Raw genomic sequence first — 21,199 nt, 5'->3', positions numbered from 1 at the left:
TAGAGGAGTTTGGACGAGATGTTCAAAAAGACCCTTATGATCGCTGCACTCGGCAGCGTCGTTGTTGCAGGTACTGCACAAGCACGTGACCAGATCCGCATCGTCGGTTCTTCCACGGTTTTCCCGTTCGCCACCGCAGTGGCCGAACAATTCGGTAAAACCACTTCCTTCAAAACCCCGGTGATCGAATCCACCGGCTCTGGCGGCGGCTTGAAGCTGTTCTGCGCAGGTATTGGTGAAGGCCATCCGGACATCACCAACTCGTCGAGCGGCATCAAAAAGTCCCAGGTTGCTCAGTGTGTCAAAAACGGCATCACCGACATCACCGCTGTTAAAATCGGTTATGACGGCATCGTTGTCGCCAACTCCAAAAAAGCTGGCAAATTTGCGCTGACCACCAAAGACCTGTTCTTGGCCCTGGCCAAAGACATCCCCGCTGGTGAAGACGGCAAGCTGATGGAAAACACCCACAAAACGTGGAAAGACGTGCGCTCCGATCTGCCGAACGTGAAAATCGAAGTGCTCGGCCCGCCGCCGACCTCCGGTACCCGTGACGCATTTGTTAGCCTCGCCATGGAAGGCGGCTGCAAAAAGTTTGCTTGGATCAAAGCTCTGAAAAAGTCTGACAAAAAAGCATACAAAACATTGTGCCACACGGTTCGTGAAGACGGCGCTTTCGTCGAAGCTGGCGAAAACGACAACCTGATCGTTCAAAAATTGGAAGCTAACCCGAACGCTCTGGGTATCTTCGGCTTCTCCTTCTTGGACCAAAACGCTGACAAAATCCAAGGCTCCACCATCAACGGTGTGGAACCGAAGTTCGAAAACATCTCTTCCGGTAAATACCCGGTTTCTCGCCCGCTGTGGTTCTACGTGAAAACCGCACACATCGGCAAAGTCCCGGGTATCAAAGAATACCTGGCTGAATTCACCAGCGAAAAAGCTTGGGGTGATGAAGGCTACTTGACCGACAAAGGCATGATTCCTGCGCCGAAAGCGGAACGCATGAAGTTCCAAAAAGCGGCAATGGGTCTGGCAAACAACGTCAACGACGACGTTAAATAATGTCACTGGGCGATGGTTGGGGATTGTCCCCAACCATCTCTCAATTTGTTTAGGAATTTTTGTTGTGACAACAACAGCTGAAACAATTCGCGCAGGTCGGGCCGGTGGAGGCCGGATGTACGTCACGCCAGCCCGCCGCGTGAAGAAGGCCGTGGAAAGCGGGATCAAAGGTATTTTGATCCTCAGTTCCACGGTCGCGATTTTGACCACTGTCGGTATCGTCGCGTCGCTCATTTTTGAATCGTCGCGTTTTTTCGGTGAAGTCCCGTTTGTGGATTTCATGTTCGGTACCCAATGGAGCCCGCAGACGGCCATGTATGAAGGCCAGGTCGGCTCATCTGCTGCATTTGGCGCCATACCGCTTTTTGCGGGCACACTCTTGATCAGTTTCATTGCATTGGTTGTCGCTGCCCCCATTGGCTTATTTTCAGCCATCTATCTGGCCGAGTACGCTCACCGCAATGTGCGCAGCTGGATCAAACCGATCTTGGAAGTTCTGGCCGGTATCCCCACCGTTGTTTACGGCTTTTTCGCCGCTCTGATTGTGGCGCCGTGGATCCGGGGAACGGGTGAAGGTGTCGGCCTGGATGTTTCGTCCGAAAGTGCACTGGCCGCAGGCTTGGTCATGGGCATTATGATCATTCCGCTGATTTCATCCCTGTCCGATGACGTGATCAACGCCGTTCCGCAGTCCTTGCGCGAGGGTTCGTTGGGCATCGGTGCAACCAAGTCCGAAACCATTCGCAACGTGATCGTCCCCGCGGCCCTTCCGGGCATCGCAGGCGGTTTGTTGTTGGCCGCATCGCGCGCCATCGGTGAAACCATGATCGTTGTGATGGCCGCTGGTCTGGCCGCAAACTTAACGGCTAACCCGTTAGAAGCCGTGACCACCGTGACGGTTCAAATCGTGACGTTGCTTACGGGTGACCAAGAATTCGACAGCGCCAAAACATTGGCCGCGTTCGCTTTGGGCTTGATGTTGTTTGTCGTCACGTTGTTCTTGAACGTGATCGCGCTGCACATCGTGAATAAGTATCGAGAGCAATATGACTGATCAGCTTTCCAATTCAGAGCTCGTCCAAGCGGGCTTGAAAAAACGTTACGCTGCCGAGAAACGTTTTCGTTCTTATGGTGTGGCCGCCATCGGTGTCGCCGTTGCGTTCCTGGCCATCATGTTGGTTGCCGTCTTTATTCGTGGCTCCGGCGCGATCAGTCAGACCCATGTGGCACTGACGGTTCAATTCGACGAAGCGCGGATCAATGACAATGACTGGGGTGGCATCGTCAAAGACGCCATGCGTGAAGCGTTCCCAGAAGTCACGGGGCGTCAAGACAAGCGTAAGCTGTACAAGTTGATGAGCTCCGGCGCTGGTTTTGAAGTGCGTGAGTATTATGTCGAGAACCCCGATGTGTTGGGGCAATCGCGCAAACTTTGGCTGACGGCTTCTGATGATATCGACATGCTGATGAAGGGTCAAATTGACCGCACGTTGCCTGAAGACGACCGTCGTGTGTCGGACCAAGAAATCGCCTGGGTGGATCAATGGATCGCCCAAGACACCATCGAGCTGCAATTTAATACGACGTTCTTCACCTCGGGCGATTCACGTGAACCGGAACAGGCCGGCATCTTAGGCGCGGTCATGGGTTCGTTCTTGAGCTTGTCGGTGTGCTTGTTGCTCTCATTCCCGCTGGGTGTGATGACGGCGGTGTATCTGGAAGAGTTCGCGCCGAAAAACAAATGGACCGACATGATCGAGGTCAACATCAACAACCTCGCCGCCGTGCCGTCCATCGTGTTCGGTCTGCTGGGCTTGGCCATGTTCTTGAACTTCTTCGGCATGCCCCGTTCAGCCCCGCTTGTGGGGGGCATGGTGTTGGCGCTGATGACTTTGCCGACCATTATCATTGCCGGTCGCGCCGCGTTGCGCTCCGTGCCGCCGTCCATTCGCGAAGCGGCTTTGGGCATGGGCGCAAGCCCCATCCAAACCATCACACACCACGTGTTGCCATTGGCGATGCCGGGTATGCTGACGGGGACGATTATCGGCATGGCTCAGGCGCTTGGTGAAAGTGCGCCGTTGCTGATGATCGGCATGGTGGCCTTCATTGTCGACATTCCGGCGGCCTTTACCGACCCGGCCACGGCTCTGCCGGTGCAAATTTACATCTGGGCAGACAGCCCCGAACGCGCGTTCTCTGAACGCACAGCGGGTGCTATTATCATTCTGCTTGGTTTCTTGATTACGATGAACATTCTTGCGGTCATCATGCGCAAGTCTTTCGAACGTCGCTGGTAAGGAGTGCGACCCTATGGAACTCGCTATTCACACGGATCTGCCGGAAAAAGAGCAGGGAATTTCTGTGGCCCCTTCGAACCCACACAAAGTGACGGCACAATCCGTTGATGTGTTTTACGGAGATAAACAAGCGCTGAAAGGCATCAACTTAGACATTCCGTCCAACCAAGTTACAGCACTGATCGGTCCGTCCGGTTGCGGTAAATCCACCTTCTTGCGTTGCTTGAACCGCATGAACGATGTGGTGGACGGTTGCCGCGTCGAAGGAGAAATCAAGCTGGACGGGGAAAACATCTATTCCAAAGGTGTGGATGTGGTTCACCTGCGTGCGCGCGTTGGCATGGTGTTTCAAAAACCCAACCCGTTCCCGAAATCCATTTACGACAACATTTCCTATGGTCCGAAAATCCATGGTCTGGCCAAGACCCGTGCGGACATGGATGAAATCGTCCTCACCAGCTTGGAAAAAGCCGGGTTGCTGGACGAAGTCCGTGATCGCTTGGATTCTCCGGGCACTGGCCTTTCCGGTGGTCAGCAGCAACGTCTGTGCATTGCCCGCGCTATTGCGGTTGAGCCCGAAGTTATCTTGATGGACGAGCCGTGCTCGGCCCTTGATCCCATCGCCACGGCGAAGATCGAAGAGCTGATCGACGAACTTAAAGACAATTACACCATCATCATGGTGACGCACTCCATGCAGCAGGCTGCGCGTGTGTCGCAAAAAACCGCGTTCTTCCACTTGGGCGACTTGGTGGAATCGGGCGGTACGGACGAAATCTTCACCAACCCGAAAGACGAACGCACCCAAGCTTACGTCACCGGTAAAATCGGCTAAGGGATCGAATTATGTTGGAACAAGACCATATCGTTACTTCATTCGACGAAGACCTGGGCCGCATCGACAGTGTGATTGCGGAAATGGGTGGCTTGGCCGAACGTCAGTTGAGCGACGCCGTTGACGCGTTGGCGCGCAACGATGTTGAGCTGGCGAAAAAAGTCATCGATTCAGACATCAAAATTGATGCTTTGGAAGAAGATCTCGACAACTTCACCATTAAAGTTTTGGCCTTGCGCCAACCCATGGCCGACGATTTGCGTGCCGTTGTGGTGGCGTTGAAGATGGCGTCCAACTTGGAACGCATCGGCGATTACGCCAAAAACGTTGCCAAGCGCACCCAGACGCTTTCCGAGATGGACACCGTCGGTGACGCAACGGCCACCATTCAACGCATGGCGCGCCAAGTGCAAAGCATGATCGGCAACGTTTTGGATGCCTATGGCACCCGCGACGTGGCCAAAGCCAACGCCGTGCGCCTGCGCGACGAAGAAGTCGATATGATGCACACCAGCCTGTTTCGCGAGCTTCTGACCTACATGCTGGAAGACCCGCGCAACATCACGGCGTGCACGCACCTTTTGTTTATTGCCAAGAATGTGGAGCGCATTGGCGATCACGTTACGTCCATCGCCGAAAATGTCCACTTCTTGGTTTCCGGCGAAAAGCCGTCAGAAGAACGCCCCAAAAACGACCTGTCCAGTGAGACAGTGGTCGGCTAAGGGGTGAGGAGTACGCATACATGAGCCAGACTGTTCTGATCGTCGAAGACGAACCACCCCAAGCTGAGATGCTGTCCTATAACCTGGAAAAAGAAGGCTTCCGGGTGATGATGGCGGAAAATGGCGAAGACGGTTTGATGATGGCCCAAGAAAATGTTCCCGACGCCATCGTTTTGGATTGGATGTTGCCGGGTTTGAGCGGCATTGAAGTTTGCCGCCAACTGCGCAGCGATACCGATACCCGCGAAATCCCCATTTTGATGCTGACCGCCCGCGGTGAAGAAGAAGACCGCGTTCGTGGCATCGAAACGGGTGCGGACGACTATGTTGTCAAACCCTACAGCCCCCGCGAAGTCGTGGCGCGCCTGAAGGGCTTGCTGCGCCGCTCCAACCCGTCGTTGAGCTCGGAAACCATCGAATACGCCGACATCGTCATGGACTTGGCCCAGCACAAGGTCAATCGTGGCGGGAACTTCATCCACCTTGGCCCGACCGAGTTTCGCTTGCTCAAAACCTTGATGGAAAAGCCCGGTCGCGTGTTTTCGCGCGAACGCCTGTTGGATCTGGTTTGGGGGCGTGACGTCTATGTCGAAGACCGCACGGTCGACGTCCACATTCGTCGACTGCGCAAAGCGCTGAATACCGAAGGGGCCCTGGACATGATTCGCACCGTTCGCGGCGAAGGCTACGCCATCGACATGAACAAAGGCGCTTAAACAGCTCCTTTCTTATCAAAATAACCTGCCAAACGCCGCCTTTTTTGGGCGGCGTTTTGTTTTGTCTAACCATCTGTATTCAATACCATAACTCCACCCACAAGCGTTTCAAGATGACTTTGGGTGTGCCTCGCACGCGCTCGTATGTAAACAATTGTTTGCAAAATGAGCTGCGTAATGTAAACATACGTTTAGTTATGAAGGGCGTGCTCGTATTTGTTTCGAAATATGCGGGCATGCCTGTTAAGCTCACAACGTATCGTGCAGGGCAGAGCGCCCGGCGCCGGGGGTATTGAACATGAGTAACGATCTGATCCATTTGGCCAAAACACGGCGCTTTTTACCGTTGTTTGTCACCCAGTTTTTAGGTGCGATGAACGATAACTTGTTCAAAAGCGCGTTGATCATGTTGGTGACCTATCAATTGGCGGAAGTGTCCGGCTTGGACGGTCCGGTGTTGGTGACGGTTGCGGCAGGTGTGTTCATCTTGCCGTTTTTCCTGTTCAGCGCCACGGCGGGACAGTTGGCGGACCGCTTCGACAAAGCGTCCATTGCGCGCAAGGTCAAAGCGGCTGAAATCCTGATTATGGTGGGGGCCGCCGCTGCGTTTTTGAGCGGAAGTGTCTGGTCTCTACTCGCCGTTTTGTTTTTCATGGGGCTGCAGTCCAGCCTGTTTGGTCCGGTCAAGTATGCGATCTTGCCGCAACACCTGCATCAAGACGAACTCATCGGTGCCAACGCCATGGTCGAGGCTGGAACGTTTCTCGCCATCTTGATCGGCACCATCGCTGGCGGTCTATTGATCTTGAACGACGGCGGTGTGTTGCTGGTGTCGGCCCTGATCATTGGGATCGCTGTGCTGGGGTATGTCTCAAGTCTCTTCATTCCCAAAGCCCCCGCGTTGGCTGAAGACTTAAACGTCGATTTCAACATCGTGCGCGCCACGGGTTCGATGATGCGCCACGCCGCAAGCCGCCGCGACATCATTCTTTCCATCTTAGGCATTTCCTGGTTTTGGCTGGTGGGGGCAACGTTCCTCAGCCAGTTTCCGACCTTTGCTAAAGACACCTTGGCTGCCGACGAAACCGTTGTGACGCTGTTTTTGTCGATCTTTTCCATCGGTATCGCCGTCGGATCGGTCTTGTGTAACCGCCTGTTGAAAGGCGAAGTGACAGCCAAGTATGTGCCGTTTGGTGCCCTGTTGATGACCGTGTTTATGGTCGATCTCTACTTCGCCAGCACCCATGGTTACGCCCTGGTCGCACACGATGAGACGTTGGCGTCCGCCGGTGTATTCCTTTCGACGTGGATGGGCCTGCGCATCATCGTGGACTTGCTGTTGGTGGCGATCTCCAGCGGGCTTTATATCGTGCCGCTGTACGCCATCTTGCAAAGCCGGGGTGAAGACAGCCACCGTTCGCGCAACATCGCGTCCAACAACATCTTGAACGCCTTGTTCATGGTGGTTTCGGCTTTGGTGATCTCCGCCTTGTTGGGGGCCGGGGCCAGCGTTCCGCATATTTTCTTGTGGGTCGCCATCGCCAATGCGGGCGTTGCGCTTTACATTTGTAAGCTGTTGCCCGACGAAGTCTTGAAGGCCGTGTTGCGCACCATCTTCAAGTTGGCTTACCGCGCTGAAGTGAAAGGCTTGGAGCACTGGAAAGCCGTGGGCGAGCGCGCCGTGATTGTGGTCAATCATGTTTCATTCTTAGACGCAGCATTGCTGGCGGCGTTCTTGCCGGAAAAACCGTTGTTTGCGGTCAACACGCACATCGCCGGGCGCTGGTGGATGAAGCCGTTCTTGGCTTTGGTCAACGCCTTTCCCATGGACCCCACCAAGCCGCTGTCGACCAAGTCGTTGATCAAAGAAGTGGGTAAGGGCTTCAAGTGCGTGATCTTTCCAGAAGGCCGCATCACCGTCACCGGCGGCTTGATGAAAGTCTACGAAGGTCCGGCGTTAATCGCAGATAAGGCGGATGCAGACGTTTTGCCTATTCGGATAGACGGTACCCAGTACACGGTCTTTTCACGTCTGAAAGGCACAGTGCGCCGTCGCTGGTTTCCAAAAATCACGCTGACGATTTTGAAACCGCGTCGCCTCACGGTGAACGAAGACTTCAAAGGCGCAAAACGCCGCGAGCAAGCTGGGCTGGAACTTTACGACATTATGAGCGATCTGATGTTTGACTCGAGTCGTCAGCATCAAACTCTGTTTTCTGCAGTGCTGGACGCGCGCGCAATCCATGGCGGGGACGCGCCGATTTTGGAAGACATCAAGCGCGAGCCCATCAGCTATAACAAGCTGGTGACGGGGTCCATTGCCTTGGGACGTCAGCTGAAGAAATTGAGCGCGCCGCAAGACACGGTAGGGGTCTTGTTGCCAAACGCGGTAGGCGGCGCGGTGACGTTCTTTGCCCTTCAAGCCATCGGCCGCGTTCCCGCAATGCTGAATTATTCCGCAGGTGTGGGCAACATGATTTCAGCCGTTCACACGGCTGAAGCCAAAGTTGTCGTGACATCGCGGGTATTTGTAGAGGCTGCTGATTTAAACCAAGATATCGAAGAACTGTCCCGCCATGCGGAAGTTGTCTACTTGGAAGACGTGAAGGCCGATATTGGTCTCTTGGATAAACTTGGTGCTGTTTGGACGGCGACGTGCGGTGCGAAGTCTTGGCATCGCCGCTTTGTCAAAGATCCCGGTGCAGCTGCCGCCGTGTTGTTCACGTCTGGGTCCGAAGGCAAGCCCAAGGGCGTGGTGTTGAGCCACAACAACTTGCTGGCCAATCGCTATCAGTTGTCGTCACGCATTGAATTCAATCCGACCGACACCGTATTTAACGCCTTACCGATCTTCCACAGCTTCGGTTTAAGCGCTGGGCTGTTGTTGCCGGTGCTTGCGGGCATCAATACGTTCTTGTATCCGTCGCCTTTGCATTATCGCATCGTGCCGGAATTGGTCTACGACACCAAAGCAACCGTGTTGTTCGGCACGGATACGTTCTTGGCTGGCTATGCCCGCATGGCGAACCCGTATGACTTCTTCAAGGTGCGCTATGTCTGTGCAGGTGCTGAGAAAGTCAAAGACGAAACCCGGCGCGTGTTTGCCGACAAGTTCGGCCTGCGCATTTTAGAAGGCTATGGGGCCACGGAAACCGCTCCCGTTCTGTCGTTCAACACGCCGATGCACTACAAAGCCGGAACCGTTGGCCGTTTGTTGCCCGGCATTGAGAAGAAGCTTGAGCCCGTTCCGGGTATAAATGACGGAGGGCGCTTGGTTGTGCGCGGCGCCAATGTGATGAAGGGCTATTTTTTGGCCGACAATCCAGGGGTGCTGGTGCCGCCGGACGGCGGTTGGTACGACACGGGCGACATCGTTAGCATCGATGAACACGGTTTCGTGAAAATCCAGGGCCGCGCTAAACGCTTTGCCAAAATTGCTGGAGAAATGGTGTCTTTGGGCGCAGTGGAAGAATTGGCGCACAAGGTCTGGGCCGACAACCGTCACGCCGCCGTGACGCAGCCCGATCCCAAAAAAGGCGAGCAGGTGGTTTTGGTGTCCGACTTTGAAAACGCCAACCGTGAGGATTTGTTGAAGGCCGCCAAAGCCCAAGGCATCGCCGAGATCATGGTGCCCAAAACCATCCTGAGCGTTGATGAGCTGCCGCTTCTGGGCAGTGGCAAAACGGACTATCCCGCCGTCAAGTCCTTGGCCGAAGCGAAAGGGGGTGTGTCATGAGCGCACAAATGAAATACGTCGTTCTTTTCGCCGTCACAGCTGTGATTTCAGCATCCATGTTTATCTTTTCCGGACCGATCCCCCAGCCCGTGGAATATCACAACTTCGCCGATATGCGCGGATGGTTGGGCGTGCCGAACTTCGCCGACGTGGCGTCAAACCTGCCGTTCACGCTGTTCGGTCTTTATGGCTTGTGGGTGATGGGGAAGTGTATTGCCGTGACCCGCAGCACTGGCAGCTGGCTGCATGATGCGCGTCTGCCGCTGGTGGTGTTTTTCATTGCCATTGTATTTGTCGGGCCGGGCTCTGCCTACTATCACTTAGAGCCAAACCACGACACTTTGTTTTGGGACCGTGTGCCTATCGTCGCGGGCTTTATGGCGCTGACGGCAGCTGTGATTGCGGACCGCATTTCACCGCGCATGGGCGCCCACATCGCTTTGCCCATTTTGGTCGCTTTGGGCATCGCTCTCGCGCTGCATTGGAAGCTGACGGACGACCTGCGCGCGTATGTGTTGGTCCAGATCGTGCCGGCGTTGGTTATTCCGCTGATTTTGTGGATGTGGTCAAACGATGCGTCCCATGGTCGCGTGTGGATCACGTGGCGCATGATCATTTGGGCCATGGTGTGGTACGGCCTTGCAAAAGTGACCGAGTTCTCCGATGTGGAGCTGTTCCATGCTTTGGGCGAGACACTGTCGGGCCACTCCATCAAGCACCTGTTGGCGGCTGGTGTGCCGTTGGTGGTGGCGATCAGTCTTGATCGCCGTCATCAGCACTAGTCTTTATTTTCGTCTTTTGAGTGATCGTTAGGTTTTGGTGCAGGAGACGGCATGTCTTCTTCGAACAAAATACGGCTGGCATTGCCTTCCATATCGTCGAACTGGCCCGATTTCAGCGACCACATAAACGCTGCCAAGCCAGCCAAGCCTAGAAACAAGGCGATGGGGATGAGATACAGTAGGACTTCCATATCAGGCTTCCTTCGGGCTAGGGCTCCGGGGTCTCAATGACAGGCGGGACGGGTTGGTGTAAGGCATCCGCGTCCGTGACTTTGCGGGTGCGCCACCCTAACCGCAAAGAGTTGCCGATGACAACCAAAGAAGACGTCGACATGGCCACGGCCGCAATCAAGGGCGTGACATATCCGGCCAAGGCCAAGGGGATGGTGAAGGCGTTATACAGGAACGACAGGGCGAAGTTTTGCTTGATCAGTTTGTCGGCCAGTTTTGCGACCTTGAGGCTTTCCAATACAGGGGCGAGCTTATCACCTTGGAACACCACGTCCGCAGCTGTTTGGCTGACATCGGCGGCAGAGGAGGGGGATTGGGACACGTGCGCCGCAGCCAAAGCCGGGGCGTCGTTAAGCCCATCGCCCACCATCATGGCCTTTTTGCCGTCTTGGGCAAGCTGGAGCAGGTGGTCGACCTTGTCCCCCGGTTTTAATCCGGCGTGCCAGTCCTCGATCCCCGCCAATTCGGCTGTGGCCTGAACAGCAGGGGCACGGTCGCCCGACAACAGCATAACTTTGATGCCCTGGGATTTGAGGTGCTCAATGACCTCTGCAGCGTCGGCGCGGATTTGGTCTATGAAGGCAAAACGGATGGGCTCGGCGTTCGGCTTGGACAGCCACAGTTCAGCCTCAGCACCTTCATGGTCTTTGGCATTGGCACACCAGCTGCCCCGACCCAAACGGACTTCTCCGTCGGGCGTGGCGAGCTTCAGGCCGAAGCCCGGAACTTCTTGCACACCTTCAGCGGCTTTGATGCCTGCGACGTCGAGGCACAGGGCGCGTGAAAGGGGGTGCTTGCTCGACACCGCCAGGGATGCGGCCAGTTGGACATCGTCTTCGTCAATTTCGGCGCGGTTTATCCAATGCGGCGCGCCTTGGGTGAGTGTGCCGGTTTTGTCGAACACGGCGACGTCAATGGACGCCAAACGTTCCAGCGCCGTGCCGGATTTCATCAAGATGCCGCGTGCAAGGAAGCGTCCGCCTGCGACGACCTGCACCGCCGGAACCGCTAGGCCGAGCGCGCAGGGGCACGTGATAATCAGGACCGCAATGGCGATCATCAAACTGTCTTGCCACACCAGTCCGCCCAACAGCCACCAGCCCAAGAACGCGCTGGCGGCCAGTGTGTGGACCACAGGGGCATACAGCCGTGCCACCCGGTCGGCCAGGGCCACGAACTTGGCGCGGGCGTCTTCGGCGGCTTCCATCAGACGCACAATCTCACCCAACAGCGTGTCTTCGCCCGTTTGGGTGACTTCAATGGTCAACGCGCCGCTGAGGTTCAAGGTCCCGGCAAAGACCTGTTCGCCGGGCTTGGCTTGGACGGGGATGCTTTCACCATTGATGAGAGAGGTATCGATGTCACTTTCGCCCGCAAGGACTAAGCCGTCTGCGGCAATGCGTTCGCCCGTAGATGTTAAAAATTTCATCCCGGGTTTGAGCTTTTCAGGGGGTGCGACTTCGCGTCCGCCGTCGTCCAACAAGATGGTGACGGCGCGCGCGCGAAGCCCCATCAAATTTTCACCTGCAGACCGTGCACGCCCACGCGCGCGGCTGTCCAAATAGCGCCCAATCAACAAGAAAAAGACCAGAGATATGGCGCTGTCGAAATAGACGTGTTGGCTGAGCCGGATGGTTTCAACCAAGCTCATAGAAGACGCCAACAACACGGCCAAAGAAATCGGCACATCCATGTTGGTGCGCCCGGCCTTGAGGGCGGTGAGCGCACTGTTGAAAAATGGGCGCGCGGAGTATGCAATGGCGGGCAGCGCCACCAAAGCCGAGAGCCAGTGCATCAGCCCACGGGTAAACTCGCCCATACCCGTCGAATGGCCCGCCCAAACAGAGACGGAAAACAACATCACGTTGCCCGCGGCAAAGCCGGCAACGACCATGGCACGCAGCAAGGCCTTTTCGCGCTGTTGCGTTTCGGCGGAAATCAGCGTGGGGTCATATGGCGCCAAACGATAGCCGAGCTTTGCGACTTCGCTGACCAAGTCATCGGCGGACGTCTGCTCCGGGTCCCACTTCAACACCAGCCGACGCGTGGTCATGTTGATGCGGGCGTGAAGCACACCGGGATGCTTTCTCAACACCGTTTCAATGAGCCACACACACGCGGCGCACTGAAGGCCTTCGACCATCAGGTGCAGGGTGTTGGGGCCGTCGTCTTCGGTTTGGGTGTAGGCTTCGAAATCAAACCGGGCGTCCATTTCGTCGGGGCGCAAAACCGGCTGGTCGGGGTCCAGGCAACGGCGCTGGTAATAGCTGTCCAGGCCTAAACCCTGGATCATTTCATAAGCCGCGCGACACCCCCCGCAACAAAACCTTTCGCCCCCGGTGGACGAGGGCGGTATGGGCTCCCCACAGTGTAGGCAAGTCCCAGGGGTGTTATCGCCTTGCGGCGTGGTCATTAACGAACCTCGACACGTTGTCGTTCGCGATAAAGCTCATCAGCGCGTTCGGCGCGGTAGCGTAGCTCCCACTGCCCGGGCAAGGGCAGGGTGGCGTTGGCCACATAGACACCCTTGCCGCGTGCGGTGAAGATCAGGTCTTGATCATAGCCTTCATGGGTCGGGCGCATGGCGCGGGCTTGGATGGTCAACCCGTCAACGCCATGTCCGTCTTTGGTTTTGAAGCTGAGCAAGAATTGACCGGCACGTGGATCACCTTGGGTAGGGATGGTCTCGTAAGCGAGTGTGGTCGTCCACTCCAAGGCGTCTTGGCGCTTGTTTTGTTCCAAGATGTCGTTGTATTCGACGCCTTCGGTGAAGTGGTTCTTGGTTTCCAGCCCGGTCCAGGAATCCACGGCGAAAAACGCCATGGTTCCATTGACCGAGATGATGACAGCAAAGGCCGCCACAAAAATCCAAGGGTACCACCATCCATCTTGCCGTTCTTTTTTTGGCATGGCTTTTTTTGGCATGGCTTTCTTTTGCATAGTCTTTATCAAATGCCTTACTTATCCGGGCCCGCAAAGCGTTGCGGATAGTTTGTGACCTTGCCGGTTGCGGTATTGGTCAAAATGAAGCTCATGTCTTCGAACTGATCGTCGACACTGGCCCGCGGCGTGCGCACAAAAATGCGGAACGTTGTAACGGTATCGCCCGGAGCATGCAGCTCGACCTGATTGACCGGATATTTGGCGACGTTGATAACAGTCATCTTTGCACCGTTCAACCCGGCAATGGACAGGGTGAAGTCTTGGGGCTCGTTGATCATGTTCAACAGTTTAAACGTATAGCCGTTGCGAATTTCGCCGCTGGACAACTGCACAAACAGCGGTGCGCGGTCGCGCTGAACGTTGATTTCCAGCTCTGAGCGGTTCATCAAACCATATGTCATCAAACCGACCACGGCGCTGAGCATCACCATATAGGCAATGGTGCGTTTGCGGATCAGGCGTTTTTTGTCCGGCAGGCCGCGTTCACGCGCCATTTGGTTGGACACGGAATCATACGTGATCAATTCACCCGGACGGCCCAGTTTGGCCATGATGGAATTACAAGCGTCCACGCACAGGGCACAGCCGATGCATTGGAATTGATCGCCTTCGCGGATATCCACGCCCGTGGGGCAGACATTGACGCACAGGTCGCAATCGACACAGTCGCCCAAATCCTTGGCTTCTTTTTCTTTGGCTTTACCACGCGGTTCACCACGCCAAGCTTCGTAGGTCACGATCATGGAGTGTTCGTCGAACATCGCACCTTGGAAGCGCGGCCACGGACACATGTAGATGCAAACTTGTTCACGAGCAAAACCGGCCAACAAATAGGTGGTCGCGCCAAACAATGCGGTAAACCCGTATTCGGCTTCAGTGCCGCTGCCGTCAAGCAAGCTCATGGCTGTGGAGGGGGCGTCGTTGAAGAAGAACAAGAACCCAGCACCCGTGAGCAGCGAAAAGGCAATCCAGATCAACTGTTTGGCCGTTTTGCGCCAGATTTTGTCGAAGTTCCAAGGTTGCGCATCAAAACGTTTGCGTTTGTTGCGGTCCCCTTCAAGCTTGCGTTCAACCCAAACAAATAGGTCGGTCCAAACGGTTTGCCAACATACGAAGCCACACCAGACACGTCCGGCCATGGCGGTGGCCAAGAACAGTCCGACGGCGGCCAAAACTAAAATCCCGGTCAGGTAATAAATTTCCTGCGGCCAGATTTCGATGTCGAACATATACAGACGGCGCAAGTTCATGGACGCCAAAATGGCTTGGTCCGGCTGACCTTCACCACGATCCCAACGGATCCAAGGTGCCAAGAAGTAAAAGGCAAAGACAGCGGCGCTGACTTTCCACTTCAAAGTGCGAAAATAACCCGAAATGTTTTGCGGGTAGATTTTCTTGTGCTTCGCGTACAAAGACGGAGACGACGGCACATGGTGATAGTTTTCTTCGTGGTGATGGTCCATGGGGATCCTCTTTAAATCGAATTCTTAGGCGTTCGGTTACAGAAAATACTAAAGGTCATAACAAATTATTTTAAGCAAAAAGGGGGGAGAACCATACCATGGAACTCTCCCCCCCTCAGTTTTGCTTAAAGCGCTAAGACGTGCGCTTTAAGGGACTTATTCACCGCCGCCAAGTGAGTGCACGTAAATCGACACTTGCTTGATGGACGCGTCATCCAGACGACCAAGCCAAGACGGCATTTCACCGTGCTTCGGTTTGCCGATCTGAGCAACCAAGTCAGCTTTGCTGCCGGCATAGAGCCAGATGCCATCGTTCAACTTCGGAGCACCGAAGTCACGACCACCTTCGCCGTTTTCACCGTGGCAAGCAGCACACTCGTCGGCAAAGACTTGAGCTCCAGCTGCGGAGCTGGAACCAGCACCACCGAGCGACAGGACATGGTCGGCAACAGCGGTGATCTGAGCATCGCTCAGGTAGTCATCGCTGAACACCGGCATTTCGCTGACGCGGGTGTCGTCGTGGGTGGAGCGGATGCCGTAGCGTACGGTGGTCTCGATTGCTTCGAGAGAACCACCCCACAGCCAATCGTCATCTGCCAGCACCGGATAACCCGGAGCACCCGTACCGCCGGAACCGTGACACGGTGCGCAGTTGTCGGCAAAGATCACTTTGCCGCCAGCCATGGCGAATTCAGAAAGCTTTTTGTCAGCTGCGACATCAGCGATGCCCAGCGTCGCAAACTTCTTCAATTCGCCAGCGCGTGATGCATCACGTGCTGCCAAGTCGTTAGCAACGTCGACACGAGAAGAGTAGTTCAACGTGCCTTTCCAGTAGCCGTTCAACGTCGGCCAGGACGGGTACAGGACCCACCAGACGACGGAGAAGATGATCGTGGCCCAGAAGGTCCACAGCCACCAACGCGGCAGAGGCGTATTCAGCTCTTTAAGACCGTCCCACTCGTGACCGGTGGTCTCGGTGCCGCTGACTTCATCACGTTCGATGTTAGCCATGAGCGTGTCCTCCTTTATCACCGTTATTCTTAAAGATGATCATGGCGTCGTCTTCGAAGCGCTTCTTGTTGCTGGGACGAAATGCCCAGAACACGATGCCAGCGAAGACCAACGTGAGCCATACGACCCAAGCTGATTTTGCCAATTCAAGAATGGTCATCAAATCCATGACTTATCTCCCATCCGGGCTGGTTTTGTAGGACGTGGTGTCCACAAGCGTACCCAGCATTTGGAGATAGGCCACAAGGGCGTCCATCTCGGTCAAGGTGGAAGTGTCGCCATCGAAATTACCCACAACGGCTTTGCCATAACGTTCGGTTACAGCGTCAGCACCGTCAGCATCCGGGTTGGCTTGCGCCATCAAGTCTGCTTGGGCATTTGCGATTTGATCATCCGTGTACGGAACGCCGACGAATTCCAGGGTTTTCATTTCCCCTGCGATTTTCGGAACGTTCAGCGGACGCATGAGGAACGGATAGCCCGGCATGATCGATTCCGGCACAACTTCGCGCGGATTGATCAAGTGAGCCATGTGCCAGTCGTTCGAGTACTTGCCGCCAACGCGAGCAAGGTCAGGACCGGTACGTTTCGAACCCCATTGGAACGGGTGATCGTACATGCTTTCTGCAGCCAAAGAGTAATGGCCGTAGCGTTCCACTTCGTCACGGAAAGGACGGATCATCTGCGAGTGGCAAAGGTAGCAACCTTCACGGATGTAGATGCTCCGACCCGCCAGTTCGAGCGGGCTGTACGGACGAACGCCATCCACTTTTTCGATGGTGCTTTCCATCGTGTAAAGCGGAACGAGCTGCACCAAACCACCGATAGCAACCGTAAGCAAGGTCACAACGGTGAGGAGGATAAAGTTTCTTTCAAGCACTTGTTGCATGATAACTGCCTCCCTTATTCTGCAGCTGCCGGTTGGTCGAGACCAATCGGTGCTTCATCGCGCACATGGCCTTTGGCCGTGCGGATCAGGTTATAGGTCATCACCACTGCGCCCAAGACGAACAGCAAGCCGCCCGTTGCGCGAATGATGTAGTACGGGTGCATCGCTTCAACAGTTTCGATGAAGGAGTACTGCAAGAAGCCGAGGCTGTCATACGTACGCCACATCAAACCTTGCATGATGCCCGACACCCACATGGCAGCGATGTACAGCACGATACCGATCGTAGAGATCCAGAAGTGCGTGTTCACCAAGCGCAAGGAGTACAAGCGATCACGTTTCCACAGTTTCGGCACCAAGTAGTAGATTGCACCGAAGGAAATCAGTGCGTTCCAACCCAAAGCACCAGCGTGCACGTGGCCGATGGTCCAATCCGTGTAGTGGCTGAGAGAGTTCACAGCTTTCACAGACATGAGCGGGCCTTCGAAGGTGGACATACCGTAGAAACCAACAGAAGCGACCATGAAGCGCAAGACCGGGTCAGTGCGCAGCTTGTGCCAAGCACCCGACAGGGTCATCACACCGTTGATCATACCGCCCCAAGACGGCATCCACAGCATAACGGAGAAGGTCATACCCAACGTTTGCACCCAATCCGGCAGAGCGGTGTAGTGCAAGTGGTGGGGACCAGCCCAGATGTACAAGAAGGTCAGAGCCCAGAAGTGGATCACGGACAAGCGGTAGGAATACACCGGACGCTCAGCTTGCTTTGGCACGAAGTAGTACATCATGCCCAAGAAACCAGCCGTCAGGAAGAAGCCCACGGCGTTGTGGCCGTACCACCATTGGGTCATAGCGTCTTGAACGCCGGCCCAAACGATGTAGCTCTTGGTGAATTCGCCGCCGAACAGAACTGCAGGAACCGTGGCGTTGTTGCCCAGGTGCAGCATGGCGATGGTGACGATAAATGCCAAGAAGAACCAGTTTGCCACATAAATGTGCGGCTCTTTACGCATGATGACGGTGCCGCCGAATTGAACCAGGTACAAGACCCAGATAATCGTCAACCACAGATCAACATACCATTCCGGTTCAGCGTATTCTTTACCCTGGGTGATACCCAGCAGGTAACCCGTTGCTGCCAAAACGATGAACAGCTGATAACCCCAGAAAATGAAGTTACCCAGGAAAGCCCCGCCAAACAGGGATGCGCGGCAAGTGCGCTGCACCACGTAGAGGGTCGAACCGATCAAAATGTTACCGCCGAAGGCAAAGATCACCGCCGACGTGTGAAGCGGACGCAAACGTCCGAAGGAGGTCCATTCCAAGTCCAAATTGAGGACAGGGAAGGCCAACTGCCAAGCGATCAAATCGCCTGCCAGGAAACCAGCCAAACCCCAGAAAACCGCTGCAATGACGTATTTTTTGATAATAGCGTCATGAAACATCGGTTCAGAGGCTGCCGGATTTGCTAGGGATGCTGAAGACATCTCTGGCTCCCAACCTTGTTGTTGTTTACTGAGTGAGCCGCTCATCACGCGGGTGGTGTTGCACGATGAGCATTTCAATCCCAGTGCTGAAACGGGCCTCACATACAAAAGGTGTATAGTGAGGACCCGACTGGCCGAATTTAAACACTTTTTTTCTGTTTAATGCAACGTTATTTTAGCGACGTCTCATCTAAATGGACGATAAAATGCGTTTGGACGGCGATAAAGAAGTTAAAAATGTATCTAGCATGCATCTTTAACAACAAATGAAGATGAAAATCATCCAAAAACAAAGGCATAACCCCCAATAATGACTGAAGATGTATTTTTACAAAGCCTCTTGTTAGCCGGGATATCTCACTGCAGTGAAGCCATTGACGGGTCTGAAGGTTTGTTGATGGCGCTTTTTATGGCGGGTTTCGCAGGTGGGGCATCGCACTGCATCGGCATGTGCGGTCCTTTCGTATTATCCCAGGTTCAATCGCGTCTCGAAGCCGTGTCATTACAAAACATGAGCGAATTCAAGCGGCTCAGTGGTGGCGCGCTGTTCCCTTATCACTTTGGCCGGGGCACGACGTACATCGTCTTGGGCGGTCTTGTGGGCATGGCTTCTCAACAATTGGTGAGGTTGGATTCCTTAAAATGGCTGGCGGCGGTGTTGTTGGCCTTCGCTGGGGTGTTCTTTTTGGGCTATGCGCTGCGCAGTTTTGGCATCCAGCTGATTCCAGTTAAAGACCGAAACACGGCCCAAGAAGGCGTCTTCGCCCGCGCTCTTGGGCGGTGGGTAAAGCCTTTGTTTGCCCATCCGACAGGTCTGCGCGGTTATGTTTTGGGGCTGATTTTGGGCTTTATTCCCTGTGGATTGGTTTATGGCGCATTGGCCGCCACCGGCGCCGCTGGGGACTGGTTAACGGGTGTTTTTGCCATGATGGCGTTTTGGCTGGGCACAATTCCCGCCTTATTTGGCCTCGGTTTGACGGGCGGTGCGCTGTTGGGACGGTGGCCCGACATCGCCAAGCAAGGTGCGCCGGTATTGTTGATCGTCAACGGTTTGTTTTTGATGTATTTGGCTTGGGACGTTTTGTGAGGGCTTAAGCCATGGTAACGCGGACCCGCATGTGGGGGGACTTTCGGCGCTGGTGCAAAGCTCGCGGGCTGAAATCGTTGCCAGCCCATCCCTGGACCATAGCGGCGTATCTGCGCTGGGTAGAGCGGCGCAAAGACGCAAAAACCGCGAAGGCCGTCTTGGACGTGATCTCACGTGAACACCTGTTAAAGAGCGCACGCGTGCCGTCGCGCCATCCGACGGTGCAAAAAACCTTGTCGTTGATTGAGCAGCGGGCTGAAACCCAAGCTCAGCGTTCGAACTTGTTTGATGAAGCTATTTTGTCTGACGAGGTTGCAAAACCCTCACAGCCTGAAAAGCCGCCAGCCCCAAAAAAACGTCGTGTGATGACGACAGAGCCGCGCCTCAAACGGCGACGGCCAAAGTGAGACCTTTGGCCTAAGTGGTGTGCTGATAAGTCACTTTCGGCAATTCGATCCAAAACGTCGAGCCTTCGCCTTTGACCGATTCGACACCGATCTCTCCGTTCATTTCTTCCATGAGCTTTTTGCTCAGCGTTAAACCGATGCCGGTGCCGGGAATGCCGCTGTGTTCGGCGTGCAAACGGTTGAACGGCACGAACAGTTTGGTCATTTCCGCAGCCGAAATGCCTGTCCCCGTATCAGTGACAAGGATGCGTAATCGGTCTTGCGTGGGCATGTTGCAGTCGATGGTGAGCTTGCCACCAGTGGTGTTGTATTTGATGGCGTTGGAAATCAGGTTCATCAAGACTTGGCGCAAACGCCGAGGGTCGGCGTTGACCATGTTGTTTGGGGTGTTTCCAGTTGCGATGTCGATAGAGATGTCGTGCTTTTTCGCTTGGTCTTGGAACATGTCGGTGCACAAAGCGATCATGTCGCACGGGGAGGTGGGCTCTAGTCGTAAATCCAATTTCCCGGCTTCGATTTTGGACAAATCCAAAACTTCGTTGATGAGCTCCAACAATAGCTCGCCGCTGGCATTGATGTGGCCCAGGTATTCGGTGTGGGATGCGTTTTCGATTTGGCCAAATACCCCGCTGAGCATGGATTCGGAAAACCCGATGATGGCATTCAAGGGCGTGCGCAGTTCGTGGCTCATGGAGGACAAGAATTCCGATTTTGAACGGTTGGCCTGTTCCGCCATGGTCTTGGCGAAGCGCAAATCGTCTTCTAAGGCTTTGCGTTCGGTGATGTCGCGCATGATGGCGACATATTTGTGCTCGTCTCGCACGGACATTTGCGAAATGTTGATGCGCAAGGGGAATTCCTCGCCGTTTTTACGCACGGTTAGAATGTCGCGGGGTTTGTTCAAGATGGTTTTGGAAAACTGCTGGGAATCGTTCATATAAACGTCGTGAACAGCGCGGCTGTGTTCGGGGATGACCAAGGCTATGGATTGACCGATGGCTTCTTCAGCGCTGTAGCCGAACACCTTTGCCGCCGCTGGATTGTAGGTTTCGATCTTGCCGCGTTCGTCCAGTGTTACGATGGCTTCAGCAGAGTTGTTCACGACTTCGCGGATGTAATTTTCTCGCGCACGGATTTGCGCCGTCTGTTGTTCGTAGCTTTGACGCAGGTCGGCAATCTCTTGCAATGCCACGTTATGGGCGCTGTGGGTATCGTTAACCAGTCGTCGGCAGAGAGCGAAGATCAACGCCGCTGTCAGCCCGACAAACACCCAGCCTTTGGCCGTTTGCAACGCTGTCACGTGCTGAGGGTCTGCGACCAAGGCCAGCACAGCCTTGTCGGAAAAAAATATCCACAACACCCCAAAGGCGCCGTAGATTAAGGCTATCCAAAAGGGGGAGAGGAAAACGTGGGAAGAGGGTCGGTTTTGTATCATTCCAAAAGGCCCGTATTCTCTATTGCCTAAACTTGGGCATGAAAGTTCTGGGATCAAGATATCTTCGGGTATGCATCCTTGCTTCGC

The 21,199-nt window shown here is 54.9% G+C and carries 18 protein-coding genes and 1 pseudogene; 10 read left to right on the top strand and 9 right to left on the bottom strand.

Annotation, left to right across the window (positions count from 1 at the left end):
• Positions 1 to 18: 18 nt before the first annotated feature.
• The 8 genes and pseudogenes from V5T82_RS11375 to V5T82_RS11340 all read left to right on the top strand — a co-directional run bounded on the left by V5T82_RS11375 (position 19) and on the right by V5T82_RS11340 (position 10,156).
• The gene (locus tag V5T82_RS11375) at positions 19 to 1,065 is read left to right on the top strand and encodes a PstS family phosphate ABC transporter substrate-binding protein (RefSeq protein ID WP_332895758.1); all 1,047 of its coding nucleotides are present in this window, start codon (positions 19 to 21) and stop codon (positions 1,063 to 1,065) included.
• Between the two features lie 184 nt (positions 1,066 to 1,249).
• Positions 1,250 to 2,119 (top strand): annotated as a pseudogene (pstC, locus tag V5T82_RS11370) (phosphate ABC transporter permease subunit PstC); the annotation flags it as partial.
• Positions 2,112 to 3,365 (top strand): phosphate ABC transporter permease PstA, encoded by a 1,254-nt coding sequence (pstA, locus tag V5T82_RS11365; protein ID WP_332895757.1) that lies wholly within the window; start codon positions 2,112 to 2,114, stop codon positions 3,363 to 3,365. The pseudogene pstC and the gene pstA, both read left to right, overlap by 8 nt.
• Positions 3,366 to 3,378: 13 nt before the next feature.
• Positions 3,379 to 4,200, top strand: a complete 822-nt coding sequence (gene pstB / locus V5T82_RS11360) for a phosphate ABC transporter ATP-binding protein PstB (protein ID WP_332895756.1) — start codon at positions 3,379 to 3,381, stop codon at positions 4,198 to 4,200.
• An 11-nt stretch (positions 4,201 to 4,211) separates the two neighbouring features.
• A complete protein-coding gene (phoU, locus tag V5T82_RS11355) occupies positions 4,212 to 4,922 on the top strand; it encodes a phosphate signaling complex protein PhoU (RefSeq protein WP_332895755.1) in 711 nt (236 codons plus the stop codon).
• Between the two features lie 20 nt (positions 4,923 to 4,942).
• A complete protein-coding gene (gene phoB / locus V5T82_RS11350) occupies positions 4,943 to 5,638 on the top strand; it encodes a phosphate regulon transcriptional regulator PhoB (RefSeq protein WP_332895754.1) in 696 nt (231 codons plus the stop codon).
• A gap of 298 nt (positions 5,639 to 5,936) precedes the next feature.
• Complete coding sequence (locus V5T82_RS11345) at positions 5,937 to 9,374, top strand: acyl-[ACP]--phospholipid O-acyltransferase (RefSeq protein WP_332895753.1); 3,438 nt, start codon at positions 5,937 to 5,939, stop codon at positions 9,372 to 9,374.
• Positions 9,371 to 10,156, top strand: a complete 786-nt coding sequence (locus tag V5T82_RS11340) for a hypothetical protein (protein WP_332895752.1) — start codon at positions 9,371 to 9,373, stop codon at positions 10,154 to 10,156. Before V5T82_RS11345 ends, V5T82_RS11340 begins: the two co-directional genes overlap by 4 nt.
• On the opposite strand, the gene ccoS is transcribed toward V5T82_RS11340, so the two are convergent.
• The 8 genes from ccoS to ccoN form a co-directional block, all read right to left on the bottom strand.
• Positions 10,153 to 10,347: a cbb3-type cytochrome oxidase assembly protein CcoS gene (ccoS, locus tag V5T82_RS11335; protein ID WP_332895751.1), complete on the bottom strand. Its 195-nt coding sequence runs from the start codon at positions 10,345 to 10,347 to the stop codon at positions 10,153 to 10,155. The two genes, V5T82_RS11340 and ccoS, sit on opposite strands and share 4 nt — an antisense overlap.
• 17 nt (positions 10,348 to 10,364) lie before the next feature.
• Positions 10,365 to 12,800, bottom strand: a complete 2,436-nt coding sequence (locus V5T82_RS11330; protein WP_332895750.1) for a heavy metal translocating P-type ATPase metal-binding domain-containing protein — start codon at positions 12,798 to 12,800, stop codon at positions 10,365 to 10,367.
• Positions 12,800 to 13,327: a FixH family protein gene (locus tag V5T82_RS11325; RefSeq protein WP_332895749.1), complete on the bottom strand. Its 528-nt coding sequence runs from the start codon at positions 13,325 to 13,327 to the stop codon at positions 12,800 to 12,802. Before V5T82_RS11325 ends, V5T82_RS11330 begins: the two co-directional genes overlap by 1 nt.
• 17 nt (positions 13,328 to 13,344) lie before the next feature.
• Positions 13,345 to 14,793, bottom strand: coding sequence for a cytochrome c oxidase accessory protein CcoG (gene ccoG / locus V5T82_RS11320; protein ID WP_332895748.1), 1,449 nt, complete (start codon positions 14,791 to 14,793; stop codon positions 13,345 to 13,347).
• Positions 14,794 to 14,949: 156 nt separating this feature from the next.
• On the bottom strand, positions 14,950 to 15,804 hold the full coding sequence (gene ccoP, locus V5T82_RS11315; protein ID WP_332895747.1) for a cytochrome-c oxidase, cbb3-type subunit III: 855 nt from the start codon (positions 15,802 to 15,804) through the stop codon (positions 14,950 to 14,952).
• Entirely contained in the window at positions 15,797 to 15,973 is a 177-nt protein-coding gene (locus V5T82_RS11310; RefSeq protein ID WP_332895746.1) for a cbb3-type cytochrome oxidase subunit 3, read from the bottom strand. Before V5T82_RS11310 ends, ccoP begins: the two co-directional genes overlap by 8 nt.
• A gap of 3 nt (positions 15,974 to 15,976) precedes the next feature.
• A complete protein-coding gene (gene ccoO, locus V5T82_RS11305) occupies positions 15,977 to 16,693 on the bottom strand; it encodes a cytochrome-c oxidase, cbb3-type subunit II (RefSeq protein WP_332895745.1) in 717 nt (238 codons plus the stop codon).
• A 14-nt stretch (positions 16,694 to 16,707) separates the two neighbouring features.
• Positions 16,708 to 18,183 carry a cytochrome-c oxidase, cbb3-type subunit I gene (ccoN, locus tag V5T82_RS11300; protein ID WP_332895744.1) on the bottom strand — a complete coding sequence of 492 codons (1,476 nt, stop codon included), beginning with the start codon at positions 18,181 to 18,183 and terminating at the stop codon, positions 16,708 to 16,710.
• 310 nt (positions 18,184 to 18,493) lie between these two features.
• On the opposite strand from ccoN, the gene V5T82_RS11295 reads away from it, so the two are divergent.
• Together V5T82_RS11295 and V5T82_RS11290 are read left to right on the top strand one after the other, a co-directional pair.
• Positions 18,494 to 19,270, top strand: coding sequence for a sulfite exporter TauE/SafE family protein (locus V5T82_RS11295; protein WP_332895743.1), 777 nt, complete (start codon positions 18,494 to 18,496; stop codon positions 19,268 to 19,270).
• An 11-nt stretch (positions 19,271 to 19,281) separates the two neighbouring features.
• Complete coding sequence (locus V5T82_RS11290; protein WP_332895742.1) at positions 19,282 to 19,677, top strand: hypothetical protein; 396 nt, start codon at positions 19,282 to 19,284, stop codon at positions 19,675 to 19,677.
• A gap of 10 nt (positions 19,678 to 19,687) precedes the next feature.
• On the opposite strand, the gene V5T82_RS11285 is transcribed toward V5T82_RS11290, so the two are convergent.
• A complete protein-coding gene (locus V5T82_RS11285; RefSeq protein ID WP_332895741.1) occupies positions 19,688 to 21,037 on the bottom strand; it encodes a PAS domain-containing sensor histidine kinase in 1,350 nt (449 codons plus the stop codon).
• Positions 21,038 to 21,199 lie beyond the last annotated feature (162 nt).

Source organism: Magnetovibrio sp. PR-2 (assembly GCF_036689815.1).
Lineage (GTDB): Bacteria > Pseudomonadota > Alphaproteobacteria > Rhodospirillales > Magnetovibrionaceae > Magnetovibrio.
Note: the sequence above shows the minus strand (reverse complement) of the source record. Positions and strands in the feature narration are given on the sequence as shown.

Coding starts and splice junctions, on each gene's coding strand:
- V5T82_RS11310 (WP_332895746.1), bottom strand. CDS start 15,973: ATGGATTTGATGACCATTCTTGAATTGGCAAAATCAGCTTGGGTCGTA.
- ccoO (WP_332895745.1), bottom strand. CDS start 16,693: ATGCAACAAGTGCTTGAAAGAAACTTTATCCTCCTCACCGTTGTGACC.
- ccoN (WP_332895744.1), bottom strand. CDS start 18,183: ATGTCTTCAGCATCCCTAGCAAATCCGGCAGCCTCTGAACCGATGTTT.
- phoB (WP_332895754.1), top strand. CDS start 4,943: ATGAGCCAGACTGTTCTGATCGTCGAAGACGAACCACCCCAAGCTGAG.
- V5T82_RS11375 (WP_332895758.1), top strand. CDS start 19: ATGTTCAAAAAGACCCTTATGATCGCTGCACTCGGCAGCGTCGTTGTT.
- pstA (WP_332895757.1), top strand. CDS start 2,112: ATGACTGATCAGCTTTCCAATTCAGAGCTCGTCCAAGCGGGCTTGAAA.
- V5T82_RS11290 (WP_332895742.1), top strand. CDS start 19,282: ATGGTAACGCGGACCCGCATGTGGGGGGACTTTCGGCGCTGGTGCAAA.
- ccoS (WP_332895751.1), bottom strand. CDS start 10,347: ATGGAAGTCCTACTGTATCTCATCCCCATCGCCTTGTTTCTAGGCTTG.
- V5T82_RS11330 (WP_332895750.1), bottom strand. CDS start 12,800: ATGACCACGCCGCAAGGCGATAACACCCCTGGGACTTGCCTACACTGT.
- V5T82_RS11295 (WP_332895743.1), top strand. CDS start 18,494: ATGACTGAAGATGTATTTTTACAAAGCCTCTTGTTAGCCGGGATATCT.
- ccoP (WP_332895747.1), bottom strand. CDS start 15,804: ATGGCTAACATCGAACGTGATGAAGTCAGCGGCACCGAGACCACCGGT.
- phoU (WP_332895755.1), top strand. CDS start 4,212: ATGTTGGAACAAGACCATATCGTTACTTCATTCGACGAAGACCTGGGC.
- V5T82_RS11345 (WP_332895753.1), top strand. CDS start 5,937: ATGAGTAACGATCTGATCCATTTGGCCAAAACACGGCGCTTTTTACCG.
- pstB (WP_332895756.1), top strand. CDS start 3,379: ATGGAACTCGCTATTCACACGGATCTGCCGGAAAAAGAGCAGGGAATT.
- V5T82_RS11340 (WP_332895752.1), top strand. CDS start 9,371: ATGAGCGCACAAATGAAATACGTCGTTCTTTTCGCCGTCACAGCTGTG.
- V5T82_RS11325 (WP_332895749.1), bottom strand. CDS start 13,327: ATGCAAAAGAAAGCCATGCCAAAAAAAGCCATGCCAAAAAAAGAACGG.
- ccoG (WP_332895748.1), bottom strand. CDS start 14,793: ATGGACCATCACCACGAAGAAAACTATCACCATGTGCCGTCGTCTCCG.